General features: G+C 72.3%; 20 protein-coding genes. 6 read left to right on the forward strand and 14 right to left on the reverse strand.

The window, feature by feature from the left end; all coding sequences use genetic code 11:
- Positions 1-38 precede the first annotated feature (38 nt).
- Positions 39-1,298, reverse strand: coding sequence for a sensor histidine kinase (locus KLO01_RS03620; protein ID WP_147062170.1), 1,260 nt, complete (start codon positions 1,296-1,298; stop codon positions 39-41).
- Positions 1,299-1,513: 215 nt separating this feature from the next.
- Here KLO01_RS03620 and KLO01_RS03625 point away from each other — a divergent pair, with 215 nt between their 5' ends.
- On the forward strand, positions 1,514-1,768 hold the full coding sequence (locus KLO01_RS03625) for an acyl-CoA-binding protein (protein WP_147062173.1): 255 nt from the start codon (positions 1,514-1,516) through the stop codon (positions 1,766-1,768).
- A gap of 3 nt (positions 1,769-1,771) precedes the next feature.
- Here the strand turns inward: KLO01_RS03625 and KLO01_RS17475 are convergent, their stop codons facing one another.
- The 6 genes from KLO01_RS17475 to KLO01_RS03655 all read right to left on the reverse strand — a co-directional run bounded on the left by KLO01_RS17475 (position 1,772) and on the right by KLO01_RS03655 (position 10,626).
- On the reverse strand, positions 1,772-2,461 hold the full coding sequence (locus tag KLO01_RS17475) for a transglycosylase family protein (protein ID WP_147062174.1): 690 nt from the start codon (positions 2,459-2,461) through the stop codon (positions 1,772-1,774).
- Positions 2,462-2,613: 152 nt separating this feature from the next.
- Complete coding sequence (locus tag KLO01_RS03635) at positions 2,614-3,738, reverse strand: LCP family glycopolymer transferase (RefSeq protein WP_147062176.1); 1,125 nt, start codon at positions 3,736-3,738, stop codon at positions 2,614-2,616.
- 73 nt (positions 3,739-3,811) lie between these two features.
- Complete coding sequence (locus tag KLO01_RS03640; protein WP_147062178.1) at positions 3,812-4,507, reverse strand: transglycosylase family protein; 696 nt, start codon at positions 4,505-4,507, stop codon at positions 3,812-3,814.
- Positions 4,508-4,628: 121 nt separating this feature from the next.
- On the reverse strand, positions 4,629-6,083 hold the full coding sequence (locus tag KLO01_RS03645; protein ID WP_147062180.1) for a threonine/serine exporter family protein: 1,455 nt from the start codon (positions 6,081-6,083) through the stop codon (positions 4,629-4,631).
- Positions 6,080-7,801 (reverse strand): protein kinase domain-containing protein, encoded by a 1,722-nt coding sequence (locus KLO01_RS03650; RefSeq protein ID WP_147062182.1) that lies wholly within the window; start codon positions 7,799-7,801, stop codon positions 6,080-6,082. The genes KLO01_RS03645 and KLO01_RS03650 overlap by 4 nt, the downstream gene beginning before the upstream one ends.
- Positions 7,802-7,860: 59 nt before the next feature.
- On the reverse strand, positions 7,861-10,626 hold the full coding sequence (locus KLO01_RS03655) for a helix-turn-helix transcriptional regulator (RefSeq protein ID WP_246136077.1): 2,766 nt from the start codon (positions 10,624-10,626) through the stop codon (positions 7,861-7,863).
- Between the two features lie 143 nt (positions 10,627-10,769).
- On the opposite strand from KLO01_RS03655, the gene KLO01_RS03660 reads away from it, so the two are divergent.
- Positions 10,770-11,849, forward strand: coding sequence for a class I SAM-dependent methyltransferase (locus tag KLO01_RS03660; protein ID WP_147062186.1), 1,080 nt, complete (start codon positions 10,770-10,772; stop codon positions 11,847-11,849).
- 5 nt (positions 11,850-11,854) lie between these two features.
- Entirely contained in the window at positions 11,855-14,056 is a 2,202-nt protein-coding gene (locus KLO01_RS03665; RefSeq protein WP_147062188.1) for an alpha/beta fold hydrolase, read from the forward strand.
- A gap of 30 nt (positions 14,057-14,086) precedes the next feature.
- Here the strand turns inward: KLO01_RS03665 and KLO01_RS03670 are convergent, their stop codons facing one another.
- Entirely contained in the window at positions 14,087-14,515 is a 429-nt protein-coding gene (locus KLO01_RS03670) for a CBS domain-containing protein (protein WP_147062189.1), read from the reverse strand.
- A gap of 196 nt (positions 14,516-14,711) precedes the next feature.
- Here KLO01_RS03670 and KLO01_RS03675 point away from each other — a divergent pair, with 196 nt between their 5' ends.
- The 3 genes from KLO01_RS03675 to KLO01_RS03685 all read left to right on the forward strand — a co-directional run bounded on the left by KLO01_RS03675 (position 14,712) and on the right by KLO01_RS03685 (position 18,023).
- A complete protein-coding gene (locus KLO01_RS03675; protein WP_147062192.1) occupies positions 14,712-15,818 on the forward strand; it encodes an ABC transporter ATP-binding protein in 1,107 nt (368 codons plus the stop codon).
- A 101-nt stretch (positions 15,819-15,919) separates the two neighbouring features.
- Positions 15,920-17,158, forward strand: coding sequence for a DUF4032 domain-containing protein (locus tag KLO01_RS03680; RefSeq protein WP_147062194.1), 1,239 nt, complete (start codon positions 15,920-15,922; stop codon positions 17,156-17,158).
- A 79-nt stretch (positions 17,159-17,237) separates the two neighbouring features.
- Entirely contained in the window at positions 17,238-18,023 is a 786-nt protein-coding gene (locus tag KLO01_RS03685) for an RDD family protein (protein WP_147062196.1), read from the forward strand.
- Positions 18,024-18,107: 84 nt separating this feature from the next.
- On the opposite strand, the gene KLO01_RS03690 is transcribed toward KLO01_RS03685, so the two are convergent.
- From KLO01_RS03690 to KLO01_RS03715, 6 genes are all read right to left on the reverse strand, one after another.
- Positions 18,108-18,548 carry a DUF2752 domain-containing protein gene (locus KLO01_RS03690; protein WP_246136033.1) on the reverse strand — a complete coding sequence of 147 codons (441 nt, stop codon included), beginning with the start codon at positions 18,546-18,548 and terminating at the stop codon, positions 18,108-18,110.
- A gap of 11 nt (positions 18,549-18,559) precedes the next feature.
- On the reverse strand, positions 18,560-18,964 hold the full coding sequence (locus KLO01_RS03695) for a CD225/dispanin family protein (RefSeq protein WP_147062200.1): 405 nt from the start codon (positions 18,962-18,964) through the stop codon (positions 18,560-18,562).
- 157 nt (positions 18,965-19,121) lie between these two features.
- Positions 19,122-20,072 carry a 23S rRNA (guanosine(2251)-2'-O)-methyltransferase RlmB gene (gene rlmB, locus KLO01_RS03700; protein ID WP_147062202.1) on the reverse strand — a complete coding sequence of 317 codons (951 nt, stop codon included), beginning with the start codon at positions 20,070-20,072 and terminating at the stop codon, positions 19,122-19,124.
- 2 nt (positions 20,073-20,074) lie between these two features.
- Entirely contained in the window at positions 20,075-21,505 is a 1,431-nt protein-coding gene (cysS, locus tag KLO01_RS03705) for a cysteine--tRNA ligase (protein WP_147062204.1), read from the reverse strand.
- 60 nt (positions 21,506-21,565) lie between these two features.
- Entirely contained in the window at positions 21,566-22,234 is a 669-nt protein-coding gene (locus KLO01_RS03710) for an MBL fold metallo-hydrolase (RefSeq protein ID WP_147062206.1), read from the reverse strand.
- Positions 22,234-23,319: an S-(hydroxymethyl)mycothiol dehydrogenase gene (locus KLO01_RS03715; RefSeq protein ID WP_147062208.1), complete on the reverse strand. Its 1,086-nt coding sequence runs from the start codon at positions 23,317-23,319 to the stop codon at positions 22,234-22,236. The genes KLO01_RS03710 and KLO01_RS03715 overlap by 1 nt, the downstream gene beginning before the upstream one ends.
- Between the last annotated feature and the right edge of the window lie 12 nt (positions 23,320-23,331).

A 23,331-nucleotide genomic window follows, 5' to 3' on the forward strand; every position in this document is an offset into this window, starting at 1 on the left:
CCGTGACGCCACGTCGCCTGCTGCGCCCGTCCGCCCGGTCAGGCGTCGGCGAGGTCGCCGGACTCGGCAGCGCCGGGGCCCGACGGGAGCTCGAACCACACGGTCGCCCCGGTGCCGGCGTCGGGCTCGACGCCCACCCGGCCACCGTGCGCCTCGACGATCCGCTTGACCGTCGCCAGGCCCACTCCGTGCCCGTCCACCGGGTCGTCGGGGCCGTCGTTCGACAGGCGGACATAGGGAAGGAAGACCGACTCGGCGTGCTGCGCCGGGATCCCGATGCCCTCGTCACGCACGAGCACGCGCCAGACCCCGTCGTGCCGTTCGGCGCGCACGTCGACCCGGGGCGGCACGCCGGACCGGGTGAACTTCAGGGCGTTGTCGAGGAGGTTGACGGCGACGGCATACAGCATGTCCGGGTCACCCGGGAGGTGCGGCAGGTCGTGCACGACGACCTCGGCCGCCGTGGCACCGACGACGGGACGCAGGTCGCTCACCGCCTGGCCGAACACCGGCCCCAGGGCCACGAGGTCGGCGGCGAAGCCACCACCCTCGCTCGCGTGCGCGAGGACGCTGCGGATGAGCCGGCCCATCCGGGTGCCCGCGTCACTGATCTCGCGCACCATCTCGGCCAGCTCGGGACTGTCGGCGACACCGGGCTCGGCGGCGAGCATCTCGGCGTTGGCGCTGATCACCATGAGCGGGTTGCGCAGGTCGTGGCTGACCTGGCTCGCGAAGTGGGCCAGCGCATCGTTGGAACGACGCAGCTCGTCACGCGTGCGGGTCAGCTCACCGAGCGACTTCTCGACCTCGCGGTGACACAGGCGCAGCTCGAGCACGTCCATGACCCGCTCGGCGAGGACGACGAGGGCACGGTCCTCCTCGGGCGTGGTCTCACGGGGCTCGTCGTCGAAGACGCAGAGCCGGCCCAGGGGCACGCCGTCCGGGGTGAGGAGCGGCGCCGACGCATAAAAACGCACCGACCCGATGGCGCCGGTGACGAAGGGGTTGCTCCGGAAGCGGGCGTCGAGCCGGGCGTCGGGGACGACGACCGCGTCCGGCTCGTCGACGACGACCGCACACATCGAGTCCTCACGGGCACAGATCGAGGGCTCGAAACCGGCCGCCGCGATCTGGTGCTGCTTGTCGCTCGTGATGAGGTTGATGGCCGCGGACGGCACGCCGAAGTGGTCCGCCGTGAGGTCGACGATGGCCTGGAGGTCCTTGCCCGCGGGGTCCCTGAGCACGCCGTAGCGCTCGATCTCGCGATCGCTCGCGGACGACTCCCTCGTTGGCCCCATGCCCAACCTTCCTCACCTCTCCCGCCAGTTTCCCAGAAGGTCCCGGCCCCCGCTCGCCGGGGCCCCCACGGAAGATATACGTGTCGCGCGCCGTTGGCCGACAAACACTGCAGATCGGGGCCGTCCCGCAACGAGGAAGCACGGCGGCCGGACGCTCTCACCGCACACCTGCTCCTCGAGCCCGGCCCGAACATCCGGCCGCTAGCCTGTCGGGCATGGCTGGCACCGAGTTCGAGAAGGCCGTCGCGGCTGTGGGAGACCTCGCCGACGATCCCGGCAACGACACCAAGCTGCGCCTCTACGCGCTCTACAAGCAGGCGACCTCCGGCGACGTCGAGGGCAGGCGACCCGGCTTCACCAACCCCGTGGGGCGCGCGAAGTACGACGCGTGGTCGGCGCTGTCCGGGACGCCGGGCGAGCAGGCGGAGGCGGACTACGTCGCCGAGGTCGCGAAGCTCACCGGGGCGTGAGCCTCAGCCGAACAGCCGGTTGAGGTAGCGCTGGAGCGCAGCGGTCGTCTTCGGACCCCACGAGCCGTCCTGCGTCGCCCCGACCTTGGCCTGCAGAGCCTTCGTCGTCTTCGGACCGAGGCTGCCGTCGGGCCGCGACCCGACCTTGAGCTGGAGCTTGGTGACGTCCGAGCGTGACCACGACCCGTCGACGGTGCCACCGACCCACTGCTCGACACCCTTGCGGGTCATCGACCCCTTCTGACCGTCGACGGCGAGCGGGAAGAGCGAACGGGTCGTGTCGCGCGAGACGGCCGTCGTGGTCCCGTTGGCGACGGTGAGGCCGGCGCGCTTGCCGCAGGTGGGCCAGGCACCGGGGCCCTGGGCCTTGAGGACCTTCTGCGCGATCTCGATCTGCTGGGCCTTGGGGGCGAGGTTGGCCGTCGCGCCGTAGCGCTGGCCACCGAAGGCCGTCCAGGTCGAGGCCGAGAACTGCAGCCCGCCGTAGTAGCCGTTCCCCGTGCTGATCGCCCAGTTGCCGCCACTCTCGCACCGGGCGACCCGGTCCCACACCGTCTCCGTGGCGCCTGCTCCGGTCGCCAGACCGAGGACCGCCGCAGCGGCCGTGGTGGCGAGGAGGGCCGTGCCGACGGCGGCGCGGCGCAGGGGCCGGCGACGCGTGGGCTGGGCGGGGAACTCAGGGGCGAACAGCATGACCGAAGTCCTTTGCGTCAGGGGACGACAAAGGACGCTACGTCACATCCGTCACAGAATTCAATCCTGTCACAGAACTACACGACTGTAACTCCAGTCCCACCCTTCACGCAAGTCCACCATGCCCGCGTGTCGACAGACGCGCAGACGCGTCACAGCCGCCCCGACCGGAACCGCACGAACGCCGCCCGCGACTGGGCGCTCGGGATGACGATCGACTGACGGTCCTTGCTCCAGCCGAACCCTCCGGTGGCGACCGTGCGGCCGACCTTGGTCGGGTCGACCTTGTGGAACGCCGCCGCCCACGTCAGCGCCTGTGCGGCCGTGAGGTTGGTGTCTGCGTACCTCGACACGGTCGTGAGGTGGGCCGGCACCGACGACACGCCCTCGAGCCGGGCCTTGATCGCGGCAGCGAGGATGAGGTCGCCCTGGTGCCGCGACCGCCCGAAGTCCCCGTCGGGGAGCGTCTTGCGCTCGCGTGCGTAGCCGAGGGCCTGCGCGCCGGTGAGCACCTGGGCGCCGGCCCCGATGATGCCCACTCCCCCGGCACCGCGCAGCGCCTTGGGCACGGTGATCGGGATGCCGCCCGCCTCGTCGACGATCTTCTCGAAGCCGTCGAACCCGACGGCGACGTAGCCCTCGATGGGTATGCCGGTCACGCCCGTGACCGCTTGCTGCTGCCCCTTGCCGCCGCCGAAGGCGAAGGCCGCGTTGATCTTGGCGTGCCCACCGTTCGGCATCTCCGCCCAGATGTCGCGCGGCAGTCCCATGACCCCGGCGCCCCCGACGGTGTCGATCCCGACGAGCTGGAGCGTGTCGCCCCGCGTGCCCTTGAGCGGCTCGCCGACCCGGGCGTCGGACCCGATGACGAGCACGTGCCGCGGGCCCGTGCCCAGCTGCGCGGGCTTCGAGAGCGAGGGCCACCAGCCACCGACCACCGACCACGCCGACCCCGCTCCGACGAGCAGCGTGGCGTCGTCACTGCTCGTGACGACCGCGACCTTCTCGCCCTTCCACGTCCCCACGGTGGCGGACCCCTCCACGGCGGGGCGGCCGGCATACACCGACGCGAGGACGGCCTCCATCGCCGCGTCGCCACCCTCGAGGGTCACGACCGGGACGCCCGGAGAGGGCGTGGCCGAGGCGGTCCCCGTCGGCCCCGTGCTGGACGTCGGCCCCGACGACCTCCTGGTCTCCGGCTCGTCACCCGAGCACGACACGAGGACGAGCGCGACCGCGAGGGCGAGGGCGGGAGCAGCGAGGCGGGAGGACGGCATACGCCCACGCTAGGGCGTCCGCACACGACGGAGGCGGACCCGGCACGCCAGGTCCGCCTCCGTCAGGGTCGTGTCAGTGGGTGTTGAGGTAGCGCTGGAGCGCCTTGGTCGTCATCGGGCCCCACGAGCCGTCGACACGCGTGCCCACGACCTTCTGCAGCTTGCGGACGTCGTCGCGACCGAAGGAGCCGTTGACCGAGCCGCCGACCTTCTTCTCGATGAGGCGCTTGTCGGCGCGGCTCAGCGCACCGTTGACCGAGCCGCCGACCCAGCGCTCCATGGCGCGGCGCGTGGCCGGTCCCATCCGGCCGTCCACGGCGAGCTTGCCGGGACGGGTGGTGTCACGCGAGACGCCGGTGGTCGTCGAGCCGCCGCCCTCCGCTGCGCCGTTCGCCCGGGTCAGACCCGCACGCTGGCTGCACACCGGCCAGGCGCCGGGACCCTGGGCCACGAGGACCTTCTGCGCGATCTCGATCTGCTGGCCCTTGCTCGCGCGGTTGGCGGTGTTGGCGTAGCGCTGGCCGCCGTAGCCCTTCCACGTCGAGTACGAGAACTGGAGGCCGCCGTAGTAGCCGTTCCCGGTGTTGATCGACCAGTTGCCACCGCTCTCGCAGGCGGCGACGCGGTCCCAGACGGTTCCGGCGGCATTGGCGGGCTGGGCCATCGCGGCACCGCCGCCGACGGCGGCGAAGGAGGTCACGGCCACGCCGGCGAGGCGACGGCGGACGGGCGCGGGCTTCGGGGCAGCATGCTTCGGGCTGTACGGCATCGGCAGGGGTCCTTGCGGTGAGGTGTGGCCCGACAGGGGTTTCGGGCAAGCCATGAGGGTACCGATGCCCACCTCAGGTCACAAGACGGTCACGGACATTCACATGGTTGTGAAGGTTGCGTCAGACACGCACCCGTCGACGCACGCGGGCGACGCGGTTGTCCCACCGCGACGCGATGATCTCGCCCAGCGTCGTCCCCGTCGCGATCGCGAGGAGCACTCCGGCCGCGCCCAGCAGGGTGCCGACACCCGCCTGGAACGACAGCGTGCCGATGTCCGACGAGCTCTCGCCGACGAGCTCGTAGAGCCCACGGAAGATCGTCAGACCGGGGAGCAGCCCGAAGCTCGCAGGCACGACCACGACCATCGCCGGCGCACCGAGGCGCAGCGCGACGAGGCGACCCACGAGGCCGATGGCGACCGCCGCGAGGCCGGTCGCCGTGACCGCTCCGACGTCGCCGACGCGGGTGAGGACGGCGAAGACACCCGACCCGGCGAGCGACAGCAGCGCCGTCGGCAGCAGCAGGCGTCGCCGGCTCTGCATCGAGACCGCACCGCAGGAGCCCACGATGAGCGAGCCGATGACGGCGGCCCACCACTCGGACTGCGAGGTCCGCAGGTCCAGCACCGACGGCGAGACGAACGAGAAGTGCATCGCGTCGGTGAGGCTGATCGTCGCGCCCAGGGCGACGGCGATGCCGATGATGAGACCGGTGAGCGAGACGAAGACGGCGAGCAGGCGGCCCGCTCCGGTCACGGCATACCCGGAGATGACGTCCTCGACCGCGGAGGCCATCGTGCGTCCCGGCAGCAGGGCGACGATCCCGCCCGCCACGATGAAGGCGAAGTCCTTGGCACCCAAGGGGATCCATCCCATGGCACCCGCCGCATAGGCGACCCAGGCCAGCAGCGTGGCGACGAAGGCGGCGACGGCGTTCGAGTAGAAGTCGGGCAGCCGCAGCGGGCTCATGAGGCGCTCGACCGCCGAGACGCCGAGCACGACGAGCACCGTGAGCAGGCCGGTGAAGAGCGAGGCGCCGATCATCACGGCGACGGCCGCGGCGAGCATCGCGGTCGCCACGGTCACCGCCCAGTCGGGCCAGATCCGCGGCGTGCGCTTGAGGTCGCGCAGCTGCTCGGCGGCCTCCTGCATCTCGATGTGTCCGTTGACGAAGGCGTCGACGAGCTCGTGGACCGCGACGAGGCGGGCGTAGTCGTGGCGGGTCGAGCGGACGACCCGAAGGGCGGTGACGGAGTGGACGGCGTCGATGCGCGCGTGGACGAGCAGCGACTGCAGGGTGATGTCGATCTCGACGTCGGTGAGACCCGCGGCCGCGCACACCGCCGCGACCGAGCCCTCGACCTGGGGAGCGCCGGCCCCACACCGGAGCATGAGCTCGCCGAGGCGCACGGCGAGGTCGAGCGCCTCGCGGACGCGTGCCTCCTCGGCGCCCTCGATGGCGACGCGGGCGTTGCGGTAGGGCGTGCGGCGCAGCAGGTCGACGAGCGGCATCGGCTCGGTCGGTGGGCCACCCTGCAGGCGCCACTGCCGGCGCCGCCGGACCTCCTCGCTCACGGGAGGTTCAGCTGGTCGGCCCACGCCGTGCCGGTCGGCCACCACGACGGGGCGCCCTCGACGATGCCCGCGGCCGCGACGGCGGCGGCGGCGACGAGGAGCAGCAGGACGACGACCCGGCTCGCGCTCGGACCGGGGCTGACCCCTCGCAGGATGCTGCGGGTGCCGCGACGCAGGCTGGCACCGCCCGGACCCCACCAGGCCATGAGACCGGCGAGGAGCCCGCCGACACCCATCGGCACGAGGGCGTCCGGCTCGGGCGAGCCGGTGCCCTGCACCGCGACGACGGCGAGCGCCGCGCAGAAGACTCCCGACACCGCGAGGAGCGCCGGCATGATCGCGCCGAACACCGACGTGAGCAGCCCGAGCAGCAGGTGCCACGGGGTCACGAGGACGGCGACCGGGAGGTCGCTGCGCCGGGGGCCGCGGTCGTGCCGCCGCAAGATGAGCGAGGTGACCGAGCGGTCCGTGGTGCGCGCGAGCGTGAGCCAGAGGAGGAGGGCGACCGCCGCGACGACCGGCACGGTCACGGCCGTGGCGACGAGCAGGGCGAGCAGGGCTGCGACGGTGCCGCTGCGGCTCGGTCGGCCGATCCGCGGGTCGAGGCGCTGCTCGCCGGGCTCGAGCTGGTCGTCACGAGGTCCGAAGATCGCGTCGGCAGGGTCCTGCCGTTGGGGCGCGGCCTGGCGCAGTGGGGTGACCGGTGCGAGCTGCTGCGCGACCTGGGGTGGGCCCTGCGGCGCCTGAGCAGGAGCGACCGTCGGACGGGGCTGAATCCCGTTGCGGGACAACGGCATCACCGAGGTCCGCGGCACGGCGAACGACTGCGTGGCCTGCACCGGGGGCACGGGCGGCCGTGCCTGGATCACGTCGGTGACGAGCCCGCCGTGGGCATAGCGCTCGAGCGCCGCGACGACGTCCCGCTGGTGGGGACGGTCCTGCGGGTCCGGCGCCAGCGCGGCGTACAGGAGGGGCGCGATCCGCGAGTCGACCCCGCTGAGGTCCGGGTCGCCGGCGGTGACCCGGGTGAGAACGAGGTCCATCGGTCCTCGGCCGAACGGCGGGCGCCCCGAGGCGGCGTAGGCGAGGGTGGCCGCCCAGCCCCACCAGTCGGTGGCGGGGGACACTCGCTGACCCTCGACCACCTCGGGAGAGAGATAGCCGGGCGTGCCCATGACGAGGCCGGTCATCGTCAGGCGGATGTCGTCGGTGACGTGGGCGATGCCGAAGTCGATGACGACCGGGTCGCCGTCGACCATGAGGACGTTGCCGGGCTTGAGGTCGCGGTGGATGACGTCGCTGTCGTGGATGACGTCGAGCGCCTCGGCGAGCCCGCGGCCCAGCCGGTGCAGGTCGTCGGCGCCCATCGGTCCGCTCCCAGCGACGACCTCGTCGAGCGGCGGGCCGGGGACGTAGCGCGTGACGATGAAGGGCCGCTCGCCGTCGATGTCGGCGTCGATGACCGGGGCGACGCGCGGGCTGCGGATCCGGCTCAGCGTGTCGACCTCGCGCGAGAGGCGGGCCCGCGCGGCCGGGTCGTGGGCGACGTGGGGTCGCAGCACCTTGATCGCGACGGCCTTGCCCTGGCGGTCGAGCGCGAGGTGGACGACGCCCATCCCGCCCTCGCCCAGGCGCTGGACGAGGCGGTAGGAGCCCAGCAGGGAGTGCTCGGGGAGTGGGTCCCTCCCACCCGGCTCGTCGAGGATCTCGGCGGTCATGACAGACACGGTATGCCGTCATCCTGAGGGGAACCTGTCCGAACCGCCGAGACGGCGTGTTACGGATGTGACGGATGTGGCTGCGACGCGATGTCGGGCAGGCGGTCGCGGAGCTCGGCCCGGGAGGTGATGTCGAGCTTCGTGTAGACGTGGCGCAGGTGGTACTCGACGGTCTTGGGGCTGAGGAAGAGGGCTGCCGCCACCTCACGGGTGGTGCGTCCCTCGCCGAGCAGCTCGGCGATCTGGAGCTCGCGGGCGGTGAGGTCGAGGACCGGGCCGGCCCGTCGGGCACGGGCCCGGAGCCCGGTCGCCTCGAGCTCGGCCGACGCGTCGTCGGCCCAGAGCCGGGCGCCCAGCCGCTCGAAGTCGGCCCGCGCCTCCTCGAGCGGGCCGCGGGCCTCGACCCGGCGGCGAGCACGGCGCAGGCGGGCACCGAGGAGCAGGAGCGTGCGGGCCCGCTCGAAGGTGTCGGGCCCCTCGTCGTGCAGGCGCAGGGCCGCACCGAACCGCTCGTCGAGCTCGTCGTCGTCGCCCAGCAGCGCGAAGGCCCGGGCAGCGCGCGCCAGCGACCAGGGCCGGGCCTTGCGTCGTGCCCTCACCACGAACGCGTCGTGCACCTGCAGGGCGCGATCCCGCTCGCCCCTGCGCAGGAGCGCCTCGACGAGATCGGGAGCAGGCGACAGGTCGGGGTCGCCGACGTCGAAGGCGTCGAGCTGCTGGGCCACGGCGCTGAACCCCGTGATCGCGGAGTCGACGTCACCCAGCGAGAGGTCGAGCTCGGCGACGGCGAAGCCGGCCCACACCGACGCGAGCCTGAGGTCGCGCCGCTCCCCCACCCCGGAGGCCTCGGCCGCCAGCCGCCGGCACTCGTCCGACCGCCCCTGCCGGGACAGGAGCTGGGAGAGGCCGGCCAGCGACGCCCCGAGCTCAGTGAGCTGGCCGAACTCCCGGGCGAGGTCGACGGCCTCGCCGTAGAGCGCCTCCGCCCACGACCACCGGTCGGTCGTCGCGTCACTGCGGGCGAGGTGGAAGAGCAGGTGGGGCAGGTGCCCGACCTCCGAGCTGCGGCGCCGGGCCTCGATGCTCTCGCGCAGCAGGTCGCGGACGTCGCCGACCTCTCGGAGGTACAGCAGACCCGTGAGGGCCCAGTCGGCCTCCTGGGGCGTGGGCTCGCCCTGCGCCACGAGCCCTTCGACGCCGGCGCGCAGCGCCTCGAGGCCCGGTTCACCGGCCAGCCCGCGCGCCATCCCGGTGGCGATCGAGGCGATCGAGGCGATCGACGCGCTCGTGCCCCCGTGGCCCGGCGCGTCCTCACCGGTGCGGGCGACGAGCCCCGGGAGCCGGGCGGCCGCCGCGAGCGCGGACCGGGCGTCGAGCAGGTAGAAGCACGAGTCGATGGCCGCGGCATACATGACGACGGCCTCGTCCGGCGCGCCCTCTTCCGCCTCGGACGCGGCGGCCAGGAGGAGGTCGCGCGCCTCCTCGAGGGAGCCACCACGCGCGGCGACCTGCCCCGCCATGGCGCGAGCGCGTGCCCGCTGCACCGGGTCCGGGGCGTGCCGCACGGCCTCGTCCAGCAGAGACGGGGCGCGCGAGTCCTCGCCTGCCAGCCACGCCGCCTCACCGGCCGCGAGGAACCGCCGGGCCCGTGCCGCGGCGTCCGTCGAGAGGGTGGCGGCCCGCTCGTGCGCGGACGAGGCCACCGCGAACGCCCCACGCGCCGACGCACGGTGGCCCACCTCGTCGAGCTCGACCGCCACGTCGTCGTCGAGCCCCAGCGTCGCCTCGCTCCGGTGCCAGGCACGACGGTCGGTCTCGCCCGGGGCCACGGCCCGGGCCGCGAGGGCGTGCAGCCGGCGGCGCTCACCCGGTGGGATCCCCGCGAGCACCGCCGACCCGACGAGCGGGTGGGTGAAGTCGACTCGGTAGGCGGTCAGCGTGACGATCCTCAGCTCCTCGGCCCGTTCGAGTCCGTCGAGGGGCACGCCGAGCGACCGGCAGACGCCGGCGACCGTCGGGAGGTCCCCGCCGGTCACTGCCACGACGCGCAGCACTCGCAGCTGATCCGGGTCCAGGCCCGCGACCCGTCGTGCGAAGGCGTCGGCGACGACCTGCGGCACCTCCAGTGCGTGGGTGAACGGGCCCGCGCCGAGGACCTCGGGTTCCTGCGCGAGCGCCCGGATGGCGAGGGGGTTGCCCGCACCGCCGTCGGCCACCCGACGCCGCTGGTCGGCCGTCAGGGCGGTGGGGGCGACGTCGTCGGCGAGCCGCTCGGCCGCGTCAGCAGCGATCGGTCCGAGGTGCAGCGTCGGGAGGTCGCCCCACGCCTCGGCCTCACCCGTCCGGACGGCGACGAGGACGAGCACCGAGTCGACGAGCACGCGCCGCGCGACGAACGCGAGGGCCTGCGCCGACGACGTGTCGAGGAGGTGGGCGTCGTCCACGACGACCGCGAGCGGCCCGGACTCGGCCGCCCGGGTGACGAGGGTCAGCGCCGCCGCCGACACCGCGAACCGGTCGGCGACCCCCTCCGAGCGCAGGGCGAGCGCGACGCCGAGAGCGTGTGCCTGTGGCTCCGGCAGGTCGTCCAGGGAGGGCAGTATCGGGTGCAGGACACGGGCGAGGCCTGCGAAGGGCAGCTCGCGCTCGGCCGGCGTGCCCACGCACCGCAGGACACGGAAGCCGGTGGCCCGCTCGAGGGTGTCCGCGACGAGGGCGCTCTTGCCGATGCCCGCGTCACCGCTGAGGACGAGGACCCCGCTCTGCCCCACGCGCGCACCGGAGACCAGCGCGTCGAGGGTGCGCTGCTCGTCCTCCCGGCCCATCAGCACCTTCTGATGCTAGGGCCGGGGCGCCTGCGCGACGAAGGACCAGGGGGGTCCCCTGATGCGAGCCGCGCCCGCCCGGCGCCACCCTCGGCAGCAGAGGCCGTGGCACCCGCCCGGGCCACCGACGTGAGGAGCACCCCATGAGCATCGACACCACCACCCCTGCCATCGACATGGACGCCCTCATGGGCTTCGTGTTCCGCGCCGTCGACGAGGTCGGCGCCGCGCTCAACTGCGCCCTCGTCGTCATGGGCGACAAGCTCGGCTACTACCGGGCCCTGGCCGACCACGGGCCGCTCGAGGCGCCGGACCTCGCCCGGAGGACGGGGACGGGCGAGCGCTACGCCACGGAGTGGCTGGGCGCCCAGGCGGCGGGCGGGTTCGTGACCTACGACCCGGAGACGCGCACCTACACCCTCCCCGCCGAGCACGCCGTGGCCCTCACCGACCCGACCAGCCCGGCATACCTCCCCGGCTTCTTCCAGATCGCGTTCGGCACGGTGCGCGACGCCGACCGCATCATCGACAAGGCACGGGACGGGGACGGTCTCGGCTGGGGCGAGCACAACAGCGACGTGCACGACGGCTGCGAGCGCTTCTTCCGCCCCGGGTACGCCACGAACCTCGTCACGCAGTGGCTCCCGGCCCTCGACGGCGTGGTCGAGCGGCTGGAGGCCGGCGGGTCGGTGCACGACCTCGGCTGCGGCCACGGCTCGTCGACGATCCTCATGGCCCAGGCCTTCCCGAGCTCGACCTTCGTCGGCTCCGACGTCCACGGCCCGTCGATCGAGGTGGCGCGCGAGCGGGCGGCCGAAGCCGGTGTCGCGCAACGCATCCGGTGGGAGGTCACCCCGGCAACCGGCCTCACCGGGTCGGGCTTCGACCTCGTGACGACCTTCGACGCCCTGCACGACATGGGTGACCCCGTCGGAGCCGCCCGCCGCGTCCACGACGCGCTCGCCGACGACGGCACGTGGATGGTCGTCGAACCCGTCGCCGGGGACCACGTCGAGGACAACCTCAACCCCGTGGGCCGGGCCTACTATGGGTTCTCCACCCTGCTCTGCACCCCCGCGTCCCTGTCGCAGGACGTCGGGCTGGCCATCGGCACCCAGGCCGGTCCGGCCCGCATCCGCGACATCGTGACCACCGCCGGGTTCGGCTCGTTCCGGATCGCGGCCACCACCCCGTTCAACAACGTGTTCGAGGTCAGGAAGTGACCGCCGTGGCCCCCACCGACGGCACCCGGCTCGGCGACGCGGCCGGCCCCGGCAGCCGGGCCCGGCTGCCCGAGGCCACGGGAGTCACCACCCGTGACGGCGTCGACCTCGCCTGGGAGTCGTTCGGGTCGGGGGCCACGACCCTCCTGCTCATGCCGACCTGGTCGATCGTCCCGTCGCGCATCTGGAGGGCCCAGGTCCCCTACCTCGCCCGCCACTTCCGGGTCGTCACCTTCGACGGGCGCGGCAGCGGCGCCTCCGGGCGCCCGACCGGTGCCACGGCATACACGAACGAGGAGTACGCCGCGGACGCCGTCGCCGTCATGGACGCCGCGCGTGTCGACCGGGCCGTCCTGGTGTCGCTGTCGTGCGGCGGTGCCTGGTCGGTGCACGTCGCGACGAGCCACCCGGAGCGCGTCCTCGGCCTCTTCGCCATCGCGCCGTCGTGCGGCTTCCGGCTCGAGGACCCGCACCGCGACTCCGTCCCGTGGGACGAGCGCCTGCCGAGCGCGCACGGCTGGGAGAAGTACAACAAGCACTATTGGCTCGAGGGCGACTACGACGACTTCGTCCGCTTCTTCTTCCGGCAGATGTTCAGCGAGCCGCACTCGACCAAGCAGATCGAGGACGCCGTCGCGTGGGGTCACCAGATCTCGCCGCAGACCCTGGCCGACACGACAGCCGGGCGGATCGGCTGCGACGGCGCCGTGTGCTCCGACATCGAGGACCTCTGCCGGCGGGTCACCCAGCCCGTCACCGTGCTGCACGGTTCGGACGACCGCATCCGCGGGCTCCAGTACGGCGAGCGCCTCGCCGAGCTCACCGGTGGGGAGCTCGTCGTCGTCGAGGGTTCCGGCCACGGGCCGCTCGCGCGTGACCCGGTCCTCGTCAACCACGAGATCCGGCGCTTCGCGCAACGCTTCGACCCGTATGCCGTGCGCCCCACCACCGCTGCCGCTCCCGGTGGCGCGGGGAGCCGGAGGACCCGTGTCCGGGCGGCGTCACGACGCAGGCGTGCCCTCTACATCTCCTCGCCCATCGGTCTCGGGCACGCGCGCCGCGACCTCGCCGTCGCCGACGAGCTGCGTCTGCTGCACCCCGACCTCGACGTCCAGTGGCTGGCCCAGGACCCGGTGACCCGGGTGCTGGCCGCGCGCGGGGAGTCGGTGCACCCGGCGTCGGCGCACCTCGCCAGCGAGTCGGGCCACATCGAGAGCGAGTCCGGTGAGCACGACCTGCACGCGTTCCGCGCGCTGCGCCGGATGGACGAGATCCTTGTCAACAACTTCATGGTGTTCGACGAGCTCATGGAACGGGAGGCGTTCGACCTCGTCATCGGCGACGAGGCGTGGGACATCGACTACTTCCTCCACGAGAACCCGGAGCTCAAGCGCGCGACCTATGCATGGTTCACGGACTTCGTCGGCTGGCTGCCGATGCCGGACGGTGGAGACGAGGAGGCCTGTCTCACAGCCGATCTCAACGCCGAGATGATCGAGCAGCGGGCCCGGTTCCGTGGGCTGCGCGACCGCTCGATCTTCGTCGGGAGCCCCGCCGACATCGTCCCCGACACCTTCGGGCCCGGCCTGCCGTCGATCCGCGCGTGGACCGAGGGCGAGTTCGACTTCGCCGGCTACGTCACGGGCTTCGACCCGTCGGCCCACGACGGCGAGGCGCTGCGGGCCCGGCTCGGCTTCGAGCCGGACGAGCGGGTCTGCGTGGTGTCCGTCGGGGGCTCGGGCGTCGGGCTGCCCCTGCTGAGAAGGGTGCTCGACGCGGCACCGCTCGCACGACGGCTCGTGCCGGAGCTGCGGTTCGTCGTCGTCACGGGGCCGCGCATCGAGCCGGGCTCGCTCCCGGTGACCGACGGGGTCGAGGTCGTCGGCTACGTCCCGGACCTCACCAAGCACCTCGCCGCGTGCGACGTCGCGCTCACCCAGGGGGGACTCACGACCTGCATGGAGCTCACGGCGCTGCGCAAGCCCTTCCTCCACGTGCCGCTGCGCCACCACTTCGAGCAGAACTTCCACGTCCGGCGCCGGCTCGAGCAGTACCGCGCGGGGACCTGCCTGGACTACGCGCTCGCCACGGACCCGGACGCCCTCGCCGCCATGCTCGTCAAGGAGCTCGGCCGGGACGTCGACTACCGCCCGGTCGAGACCGACGGTGCGGCCCGCGCGGCGGCGATGCTCGCCGAGCTCCTCTGACTCGGCCCACGGCTCACGGCCGCGGCGCGGCTACTGCTGGATGTAGGCGCTCAGCTGGTCGCGCTCGGCCTGGAGGTCGGTGATCCGGTGCTTGACGACGTCACCGATGCTCACGATCGCCGCGAGCTTGCCGTCGACGAGCACGGGCACGTGGCGGAAGCGGTTCTCGGTCATCGTGTGCTCGAGATCGGTGAGCTCGTCCTCGGGTGAGCAGGTCTGCACCTCGGACGTCATGATCTCGGAGACGGCCTCGTCGAGCACCGCCGCGCCACGCTGCTGGAGGTGGCGCACGACGTCACGCTCACTGACGATGCCGGCGATGGTCGAGCCGTCGTCACTCACGACCACGGCGCCGATGCGGTGCTCGGCCAGCAGGTCGAGGAGGTCGGTGACACTGGCGTCGGAGCGCACCGTGACGACGGTGCCTCCCTTGCGCTTCACGACGTCGGAGATCCTCATGACCCGACGGTAGTGCTCCCGACCGGACCGCGCCAGACTTCCGGGAGTCCCCGCACGCCCGACCCGTGGCTGCGCGTGACAGGAGCGGACGGCATACGGCATGCTGACCACAACCGCCGACACGGACGTCGGCGGGTTTCCCCTTTACAACGGATCGTCCGGCACGTTCCTGCCGGTGAAGGAAGGCAATGACGCCATGGCAACTGTGAAGTTCGACGAAGCGACCCGGGTCTACCCCGGCAACGACACGCCCTCGGTCGACCGGCTCAACATCGACATCCAGGACGGCGAGTTCCTCGTCCTCGTCGGCCCCTCCGGATGTGGCAAGTCCACCTCCCTGCGCATGCTCGCCGGCCTCGAGGAGGTCAACGGCGGCAAGATCTGGATCGGTGACCGCGACGTCACCAACCTGTCCCCCAAGGACCGCGACGTCGCCATGGTCTTCCAGAACTACGCGCTCTACCCGCACATGAGCGTCGCCGACAACATGGGCTTCGCGCTCAAGATCGCCGGCGTCGACAAGGGCGAGATCCGCAAGCGCGTCGAGGAGGCAGCCAAGATCCTCGACCTCACCCAGTACCTCGACCGCAAGCCCAAGGCCCTCTCCGGTGGCCAGCGCCAGCGCGTCGCCATGGGTCGCGCGATCGTCCGCTCGCCCCAGGTCTTCCTCATGGACGAGCCGCTGTCCAACCTCGACGCCAAGCTCCGCGTGCAGACCCGCACGCAGATCGCCTCGCTGCAGCGTCGTCTCGGCGTCACCACGGTCTACGTCACGCACGACCAGACCGAGGCCATGACGATGGGTGACCGCATCGCGGTGCTCAAGGACGGCATCCTCCAGCAGTGCGCCACCCCGCGCGAGATGTACGACTCCCCCGCCAACGTGTTCGTCGCCGGCTTCATCGGCTCGCCCGCGATGAACCTCGTGTCGGTGCCGGTCGCCGACGGCGGCGTGAAGTTCGGCTCGCACACCCTCCCCGTCGAGCGTGACTCGCTCGCCGGTGGCGGCAGCAACGTCATCGTGGGCGTCCGTCCCGAGGACGTCGAGGTCGGCAACGAGGGCGACGGTCTCGAGCTCACGGTCGACGTCGTCGAGGAGCTCGGCGCCGACGCCTACGTCTACGGCACGCCCACCGACGACGCGATCAAGCTCGAGGGCGGCGACGACTCGCTCGTCAAGCCGTTCATCGCGCGCGTCGACGGCCGTCGGGTCCCGATGAAGGGCGAGAAGATCTGGGTCCAGCCCAACTCGAGCCACATGCACGTGTTCAACGCGGAGTCGGGCGCTCGTCTGAGCCACTGACGCCACACGCTGCATCTTCGGGGGTGCCAGGAGCTCGGTATGCCGTGCGCCTGGCACCCCTGAAGCGTTTCCCGTCCGTGGTTCCCCGCCGGAGGTAGCCGATGGCCCTGCAGATCACCACCGCCCGACCGGACCCGGCCCTGCTCGACCTGCCGTGGTCGACGCCGCTGGAGGACTGGCCCGAGGACCTCCTCGCCGCCCTCCCCCGCGGCATCTCCCGGCACGTCGTCCGGTTCGTCAAGCTGTCCGGGCGCGTCCTCGCCGTCAAGGAGATCAAGGAGGACATCGCCCGTCGCGAGTACGCCATGCTGCGCAACCTGCGCCGCCTCGACCAGCCCGCGGTGGAGCCGTTCGGGATCGTCAGCGGGCGGGTGTCCGCCGACGGGACGCCCCTCGACGCGTGCCTTCTCACCCGCCACCTCAAGTTCTCGCTGCCCTACCGCGCGCTGTTCTCGCAGGGCCTGCGACCGGGCACCGAGACCCGCCTCATCGACGCCCTCGCGGTGCTGCTCGTCCGGCTGCACCTCACCGGGTTCTGGTGGGGCGACGTGTCGCTGTCCAACACCCTCTTCCGGCGGGACGCGGGCAGCTTCGCCGCCTGGCTCGTCGACGCCGAGACCGGCGAGCTCTTCCCCAACCTCACCAAGGGCCAGCGCGCCCACGACCTCGACATCGCCCGCGTCAACATCGCCGGCGAGCTCATGGACCTCCAGGCCGGCGAGCTGCTGGACGTCTCGATCGACCCCGTCGAGATCTCGAACCGCATCGTCACCCGCTACGAGGAGCTGTGGGCCGAGCTCACCGCCACCGAGGAGTTCGACACCGGCGAGCGCTGGCGGGTCGAGGAGCGCATCCGCCGCCTCAACGTCCTCGGGTTCGACGTCGACGAGCTCGCCATCACCACCGACATCGACGGCACCTCGATCAGCATCCAGCCCAAGGTCGTCGACGCCGGCCACCACTCCCGCCGGCTGCTGCGGCTCACCGGGCTCGACGTCGGTGAGGGCCAGGCCCGGCGCCTGCTCAACGACCTCGACAGCTACCGCGCCTCGACCGACCGGCAGAACGACGACGAGGAGCTCGTCGCGCACGACTGGCTCACCCGGATCTACGAGCCCATCACCCGGCGCGTGCCTCGCGAGCTGTCCGGCAAGCTCGAGCCCGCCGAGCTCTTCCACGAGGTGCTCGAGCACCGCTGGTACATGGCCGAGCGCGAGCAGCAGGACGTGCCGATCGAGCGAGCCATCGAGGACTACGTCCGCTCGATCCTGCCGACCAAGCCCGACGAGGCCTCGGTCGTGGGGGTCGACACCATCGAGATGCCCGTCATCGCCGACTGAGCGGCCTCCCGGACGCACGCCCCACCCGTCACTAGGATCAGGGCGTCCAGCACGAGATCCCACAGGGGGAAGCACCCGCATGTCCGAGCCGTACGACCCGAACCAGCAGCCGCCCGCGCAGCCGCCCGTGCAGCCGCTGCCGCCGTCGCAGCCCCTGCCGCCCGCGCAGGCGCCGACCGCCGACACGCCCTCCGAGCGGTACCGCCCGGAGCCGCCGTCGTGGCACCGCGAGCCGGGTCAGCCCCCGCAGCCCGAGCAGCCGCAGCCGTATGCCGGTGGCGCACCCGGTGCGTCCGGCGCACCGGGGTACCAGGCCGCGCCCGGCATGAACCCCTACGGCGGAGGTCAGGTGTGGCCCGGGTCGAAGGCCTACGTCGAGCAGAACTTCGGCAGGGTCGCGGGCTTCGGGGCGCGGGCGGGCGCACTCATCATCGACACGCTCATCACCCTGCTCGGCCTCGTCCCGTTCCTCATCGGGATCGTGCTGCTCATCGCGGCCGTGCCCGACACCGACATCGACGGCTACGCCGTGGAGGGCACGGGGAACGGCGGCATGGCCGCCACGGGCGGCATCCTCATGGGCCTCGGCGCGCTGCTCATGATCGGCCTCCAGCTCTGGAACCGCGTCTTCCGGATGGGTCGCACCGGACAGAGCATCGGCAAGAAGGTCATGGGCCTCAAGCTCGTCGGCGACCAGAGCGGCCAGCCCATCGGCGCGCTCCAGGCGTTCCTGCGCGAGCTGCTCGGCGGTCTCATCAACCAGGTCTTCTACCTGAGCTACCTCTGGATGCTCTGGGACGACAACAAGCAGACGCTGGCCGACAAGGTCGTGCACTCGACCGTCATCGAGGTCCCCAAGTCCTGACCCCGTGCGACTGGTGGCCCGAGTGGGACCGTGTCGAGGCTGCGCAGCGGCCTCGGCCGGTCCCACTCGAGCAAGAGGTCGGGCTCAGCTGGGTGAGAGCCAGGTCCAGCCGGGGACGTTGCGCAGGATCCAGAACGCCATGATCGCCCAGAAGAGGCCGTAGAGCAGCCACGCCGGCGCCGCGGTCATCCGCTGCTCACCGCGCCACTGGCGACGTGTCCACCGGACGAACCCGAGGACCATGAGCGTGAAGGCAGCCACGGTGAGGGGGTTGCGCTGCAACGCCTCGAGCACATGGCCCTCACTGAGGGCGTGCGTGGCGCGCAGCGTGCCGCAGCCGGGGCAGAACGTGCCCGTGAGGGCGAGCCACGGGCACGTCGGGTAGTTGCCGGGCTGGTTGGGGTCCACGAGGTGGGCGACGAGCACGAAGCCGGTCGCGCCGACGGCCGAGACCGCCGGCCACAGCAGGCGGCGCCCCCGCCCGACCGACGAGTCGGTGAGCGGGAGCGCCGGACGCTGCGTCAAGGACGTCGAGATCACATACCCGACGAGCTCGAGCTCACCGCGCCGACGGCGATGAGGACGATGTAGATGATCGTCACGATGATGCCGAGGACGAGCGCGATGGTCGCGAACTTCTTGGCCTTGGCGGCCGCCTCGACGGCGCCGGCCTGGTCGCCGGAGTTCCACTTGCCGTTGACCTGCGCGGCGAAGACGACGGCGGGGATGCCGATCGGCCAGCAGCAGAGCAGGCCGAGGATCGCGAGGACGAGGTTGTTGCCGGGCGGCGGACCTGCCGGGGCGCCACCGTAGCCACCGGCGGGCGGCGGCGGAGCACCGTAGGCGCCACCGTCGTAGCCACCACCGCTGGGCGGGGGCGGAGGCGTCGAGCCACCGTCACCGGGGGGCGGGGGCGGCGGGGTGCTTCCGTAGTCAGACATTCTTGGTCCCTCTCGCTGAGACGACGATTCTCGAGTGGGGCGTGAACCCCCCTGGTCGGGTTCCCCGACTGCGGGACATCGTGGCACAGGTCACCGCGCCGTCGAGCAAGACGCACGGGGTCATCGAGCGATCCGCGCTTTCGTCCTGGCCCGCTGATCAGCGACGACGTCGACGGGCGACCTCGTAGAGCGTGACGCCGGTCGCGATGCCCGCGTTGAGCGACTCGACCGCCGACGACATCGGCACCGAGACGATCTGGTCGCAGGTCTCGCGAACGAGACGCGACAGACCCTTGCCCTCGGAGCCGACCACGACGACGAGCGGCTCGTCGGCGAGCTCGAGGTCGGGCAGCTCGACGTCCCCGTCCATGTCGAGGCCGACGACGAAGAAGCCGGCCTTGCGGTAGTCCTCGAGAGCGCGGGTGAGGTTGGTCGCCTGGGCCACCGGGATGCGGGCGGCCGCACCGGCCGACGTCTTCCACGCCGAGGCCGTCATGCCGACCGAGCGACGGGCGGGGACGACGACGCCGTGGCCACCGAACGCGGCGACGGAGCGCACGATGGCGCCGAGGTTGCGCGGGTCGGTGATGCCGTCGAGCGCGACGACGAGCGGGATGCCGGGCATCTCGGGGTCGATGAGGTCGCTCGGGTGGGCGTACTGGTAGGGCGGCACCTGGAGCGCCAGCCCCTGGTGGACCGCACCGTCGGTGAGACGGTCGAGCTCACCACGGGGGGTCTCGAGGATGGGAATGCTGCGCTCCGTGGCGATCTTGAGCGCCTCGCGCACGCGGTCGTCGCTGTCGATCCGACCGGCGACGTACATCGTCGTCACCGGGACATCGGTGCGCAGCGCCTCGAGCACCGAGTTGCGGCCGGCGACGACCTCGCTCGACGCCTTCGCCTTGCGCCCACCGGTCGGGCGACCGCCACCGGAGCGACGCTCCGAGGCCTTCGCCGTCGCATGGGCCTTGTGGTACGGACGCTCCTCGGCCTTGGGGGTCGGACCCCGACCCTCCAGGCCCTTGCGGCGCTGACCGCCGGACCCGACGGTGGGTGCCTTCTTGCCACCCTTGCGGATGGCGCCACGTCGCTGGCTGTTGCCTGCCACGACTACTCCCCTCGTCCTCGGGTCAACGACCAGCGGGCGCCGGTCGCGGTGTCCTCGATCGTGATGCCCGCTGCCTTGAGCTCGTCACGGATGGCGTCCGACGACGCCCAGTCGCGGGCCGAGCGCGCCGCGGTGCGGGCGGTGAGCCGCTCACGCACGAGCACCTCGAGGGCGGCGAACGCGTCGCTGGAGGAGCTGTCGTCGCTCGACCAGGCCGGGTCCAGCGGGTTGACCCCGAGGATGTCGGTCATCGCGACGACGAGCCCGGCGAGCTCACGGGCCTCGTCGCTCTCGCCCTCGTCCAGCGCGGTGTTGCCCCGCGTCACGGCCTCGTGGACGGCCGCGAGCGCACCGGAGACGCCCAGGTCGTCGTCCATGGCCTCGACGAACTCGTCGGGCAGCGTCTCGTCGCCGGTCGGCAGGGCCGATCCGGCGCCGAGCGCACGGCGCAGGAAGCCCTCGATGCGGTCGACCGCGGCCTCGGCCTCGGCGAGCGAGCCCTCGTGGAACTCGATCATCGAGCGGTAGTGGGCGGCGGTGAGGTAGTAGCGGACCGCGAGCGGGCGGGCCTTCTTGGTGACCTCGTGGATGAGCAGGCTGTTGCCCAGCGACTTGCTCATCTTCTCGCCGCTGATGGTGACCCAGGCGTTGTGCATCCACATCGAGGTGAACGGCAGGCCCGCCGCGCGCGACTGCGCCTGCTCGTTCTCGTGGTGCGGGAAGCGCAGGTCGACGCCGCCACCGTGGATGTCGAAGGCGTCGCCGAGGTACTTGCGAGCCATCGCCGAGCACTCGAGGTGCCAGCCCGGTCGGCCACGACCCCACGGGGTCGGCCAGCTCGCGGACGCGGGCTCGTCGGCCTTGCTCCCCTTCCACAGGGCGAAGTCGCGCGGGTCGCGCTTGCCGCGCGGGTCGGCGTCCTCGGCCGCGGCCATGTCGTCGATCTTCTGGTTCGTCACTTCCCCGTATGCCGGCCACGACCGGACGTCGAAGTAGACGTCACCCGAGCCGTCCTCGGCCGGGTAGGCGTGGCCCCGCTCGACGAGGGTCTGCATGAGCTCGACCATCTCGGGGATGTGGCCCATCGCGCGGGGCTCGTAGGTGGGGGGCAGCACGCCGAGCAGCCGCAGCGCCTCGGACGTGGCGACCTCGTTGCGGTAGGAGAGCGCGAACCAGTCCTCGCCGGACTCGGCCGACCTGCGCAGGATCTTGTCGTCGAGGTCGGTGACGTTGCGCACGAGCGTGACGTCGTAGCCGTGCCCACGCACGAGCCAGCGCCGGAGCACGTCGAACGCCACGGCGAAGCGCACGTGCCCGATGTGCGGAGGGGCCTGGGTCGTGAGCCCACAGATGTAGATCCCGGCCCGGCCTGGCTGCAGCGGGACGAAGTCGCGCAGGGCGCGCGACTGGGAGTCGAACAGTCTGAGAGTCACCCGCACAAGGGTACCGGCGGCACGCACGCCTCCGGACCACCCGGCATACGGGTCATCGGCTCAGTGGCCGCGGGCGATCCACTCGTCGAGGTGGGGTGCTTCGTCCCCGATCGTCGTCGCGTCACCGTGCCCGGTGAGGACGACGGTGCCCGGCGGGAGGGTGAGGAGGCGGGTGCGGATCGACTCGATGATCGTGTCGAAGCTGCTGAACGAGCGACCGGTCGCTCCCGGCCCACCGTTGAAGAGGGTGTCGCCGGTGAAGACGACGTGGAGGGCGGGGGCGTGGAAGGAGCAGCTGCCCGGCGAGTGGCCCGGGGTGTGCATGACGCGGAGCGTGACGTCTCCGACGTGGAACTCCTGGCCGTCGGCGAGGGTGGAGTCGGGGGCGCCGTCCTGGGTGAGCGCCCACACGACCCGGCCGAGCGGGTGGAGGTGGACGTTGGCGCGGGTGCGCTCCTTGAGCTCGTTGGCCACGTTGACGTGGTCGTTGTGCCCGTGGGTGAGCAGGATGGCGCGGACCTTGCGACCGGCGACGGCCGCGAGGATCGCGTCGGCGTCGTGGGCGGCGTCGACGACGACGCACTCGCGCTCGTCACCGACGACCCAGACGTTGTTGTCGACCTCCCACGACCCACCGTCGAGCTCGAACGTCCCCGAGGTGACGACCCGGTCGACGCGAACCCCGCCGTGCGAGGGCGCGATGGTCGACGCGTCCGCCGGCCGCGGCATCACAGGACCACCACCGAGCGCAGGACCTCTCCGCGTTCCATCTTGTCGAACGCGGACTCCACCTCGTCGAGGGCGATCCGCTCGGACACGAACGCGTCGAGGTCGAAGCGGCCCTGGCGGTAGAGGTCGACGAGCATCGGGAAGTCGCGGCTGGGCAGGCAGTCGCCGTACCAGCTCGACTTGAGGGCGCCGCCGCGGCCGAAGATCTCGATCATCGGCAGGGTGACCTGCTTGTCGGGGGTCGGGACACCGACGAGCACGACCGTCCCGGCGAGGTCTCGCGCGTAGAACGCCTGCTCGTAGGTCTCGGGGCGGCCGACGGCCTCGACGACCACGTCGGCGCCGAAGCCGCCGGTGAGCTCGCGGACGCGCTCGACGACGTCCTCGTCCTTGCCGTTGACGGTGTGGGTGGCGCCGAAGGTGCGGGCGGTCTCGAGCTTGGCGTCGTCGACGTCGACCGCGATGATCGTCGTCGCTCCGACGGTGCGGGCACCGGCGATGGCCGCGTTGCCGACACCGCCGCACCCGATGACGGCGACGGAGTCACCACGCTGGACGCCACCGGTGTTGACGGCCGCGCCGAAGCCGGCCATGACACCGCAGCCCAGGAGCCCGACCGCGGCAGCGTCGGCCTCGGGGTCGACCTTGGTGCACTGCCCGGCGGCGACGAGGGTCTTCTCGATGAAGGCGCCGATGCCCAGGGCGGGCGACAGCTCGGTGCCGTCGGTGAGGGTCATCCGCTGGGTGGCGTTGGCGGTGTTGAAGCAGTACCAGGGCTTGCCCTTGAGGCAGGCGCGGCACTGTCCGCACACGGCCCGCCAGTTGAGGACGACGAAGTCGCCGGGAGCCACCTCGGTGACACCCTCGCCGACGGCCTCGACGACCCCCGCTGCCTCGTGGCCGAGCAGGAACGGGAACTCGTCGTTGATGCCGCCCTCGCGGTAGTGCAGGTCGGTGTGGCACACCCCGCACGAGGCGATCCTGACCACCGCCTCACCCGGGCCGGGGTCTGGCACGACGATGTCGACGACCTCGACGTCGGCGCCCTTGGACAGGGCGACGACTCCCCTCACGGTCTGTGGCACTGAGCCCTCCCA

The organism is Knoellia locipacati (assembly GCF_007992835.1).
GTDB classification, from domain to species: domain Bacteria; phylum Actinomycetota; class Actinomycetes; order Actinomycetales; family Dermatophilaceae; genus Knoellia; species Knoellia locipacati.

Excerpts from the sequence above, each read along its gene's own strand:
- KLO01_RS03620 (WP_147062170.1), bottom strand. The coding sequence starts at position 1,298 with ATGGGGCCAACGAGGGAGTCGTCCGCGAGCGATCGCGAGATCGAGCGC.
- KLO01_RS03625 (WP_147062173.1), top strand. The coding sequence starts at position 1,514 with ATGGCTGGCACCGAGTTCGAGAAGGCCGTCGCGGCTGTGGGAGACCTC.
- KLO01_RS17475 (WP_147062174.1), bottom strand. The coding sequence starts at position 2,461 with ATGCTGTTCGCCCCTGAGTTCCCCGCCCAGCCCACGCGTCGCCGGCCC.
- KLO01_RS03635 (WP_147062176.1), bottom strand. The coding sequence starts at position 3,738 with ATGCCGTCCTCCCGCCTCGCTGCTCCCGCCCTCGCCCTCGCGGTCGCG.
- KLO01_RS03640 (WP_147062178.1), bottom strand. The coding sequence starts at position 4,507 with ATGCCGTACAGCCCGAAGCATGCTGCCCCGAAGCCCGCGCCCGTCCGC.
- KLO01_RS03650 (WP_147062182.1), bottom strand. The coding sequence starts at position 7,801 with ATGACCGCCGAGATCCTCGACGAGCCGGGTGGGAGGGACCCACTCCCC.
- KLO01_RS03655 (WP_246136077.1), bottom strand. The coding sequence starts at position 10,626 with ATGGGCCGGGAGGACGAGCAGCGCACCCTCGACGCGCTGGTCTCCGGT.
- KLO01_RS03660 (WP_147062186.1), top strand. The coding sequence starts at position 10,770 with ATGAGCATCGACACCACCACCCCTGCCATCGACATGGACGCCCTCATG.
- KLO01_RS03670 (WP_147062189.1), bottom strand. The coding sequence starts at position 14,515 with ATGAGGATCTCCGACGTCGTGAAGCGCAAGGGAGGCACCGTCGTCACG.
- KLO01_RS03675 (WP_147062192.1), top strand. The coding sequence starts at position 14,712 with ATGGCAACTGTGAAGTTCGACGAAGCGACCCGGGTCTACCCCGGCAAC.
- KLO01_RS03680 (WP_147062194.1), top strand. The coding sequence starts at position 15,920 with ATGGCCCTGCAGATCACCACCGCCCGACCGGACCCGGCCCTGCTCGAC.
- KLO01_RS03685 (WP_147062196.1), top strand. The coding sequence starts at position 17,238 with ATGTCCGAGCCGTACGACCCGAACCAGCAGCCGCCCGCGCAGCCGCCC.
- KLO01_RS03695 (WP_147062200.1), bottom strand. The coding sequence starts at position 18,964 with ATGTCTGACTACGGAAGCACCCCGCCGCCCCCGCCCCCCGGTGACGGT.
- KLO01_RS03710 (WP_147062206.1), bottom strand. The coding sequence starts at position 22,234 with ATGCCGCGGCCGGCGGACGCGTCGACCATCGCGCCCTCGCACGGCGGG.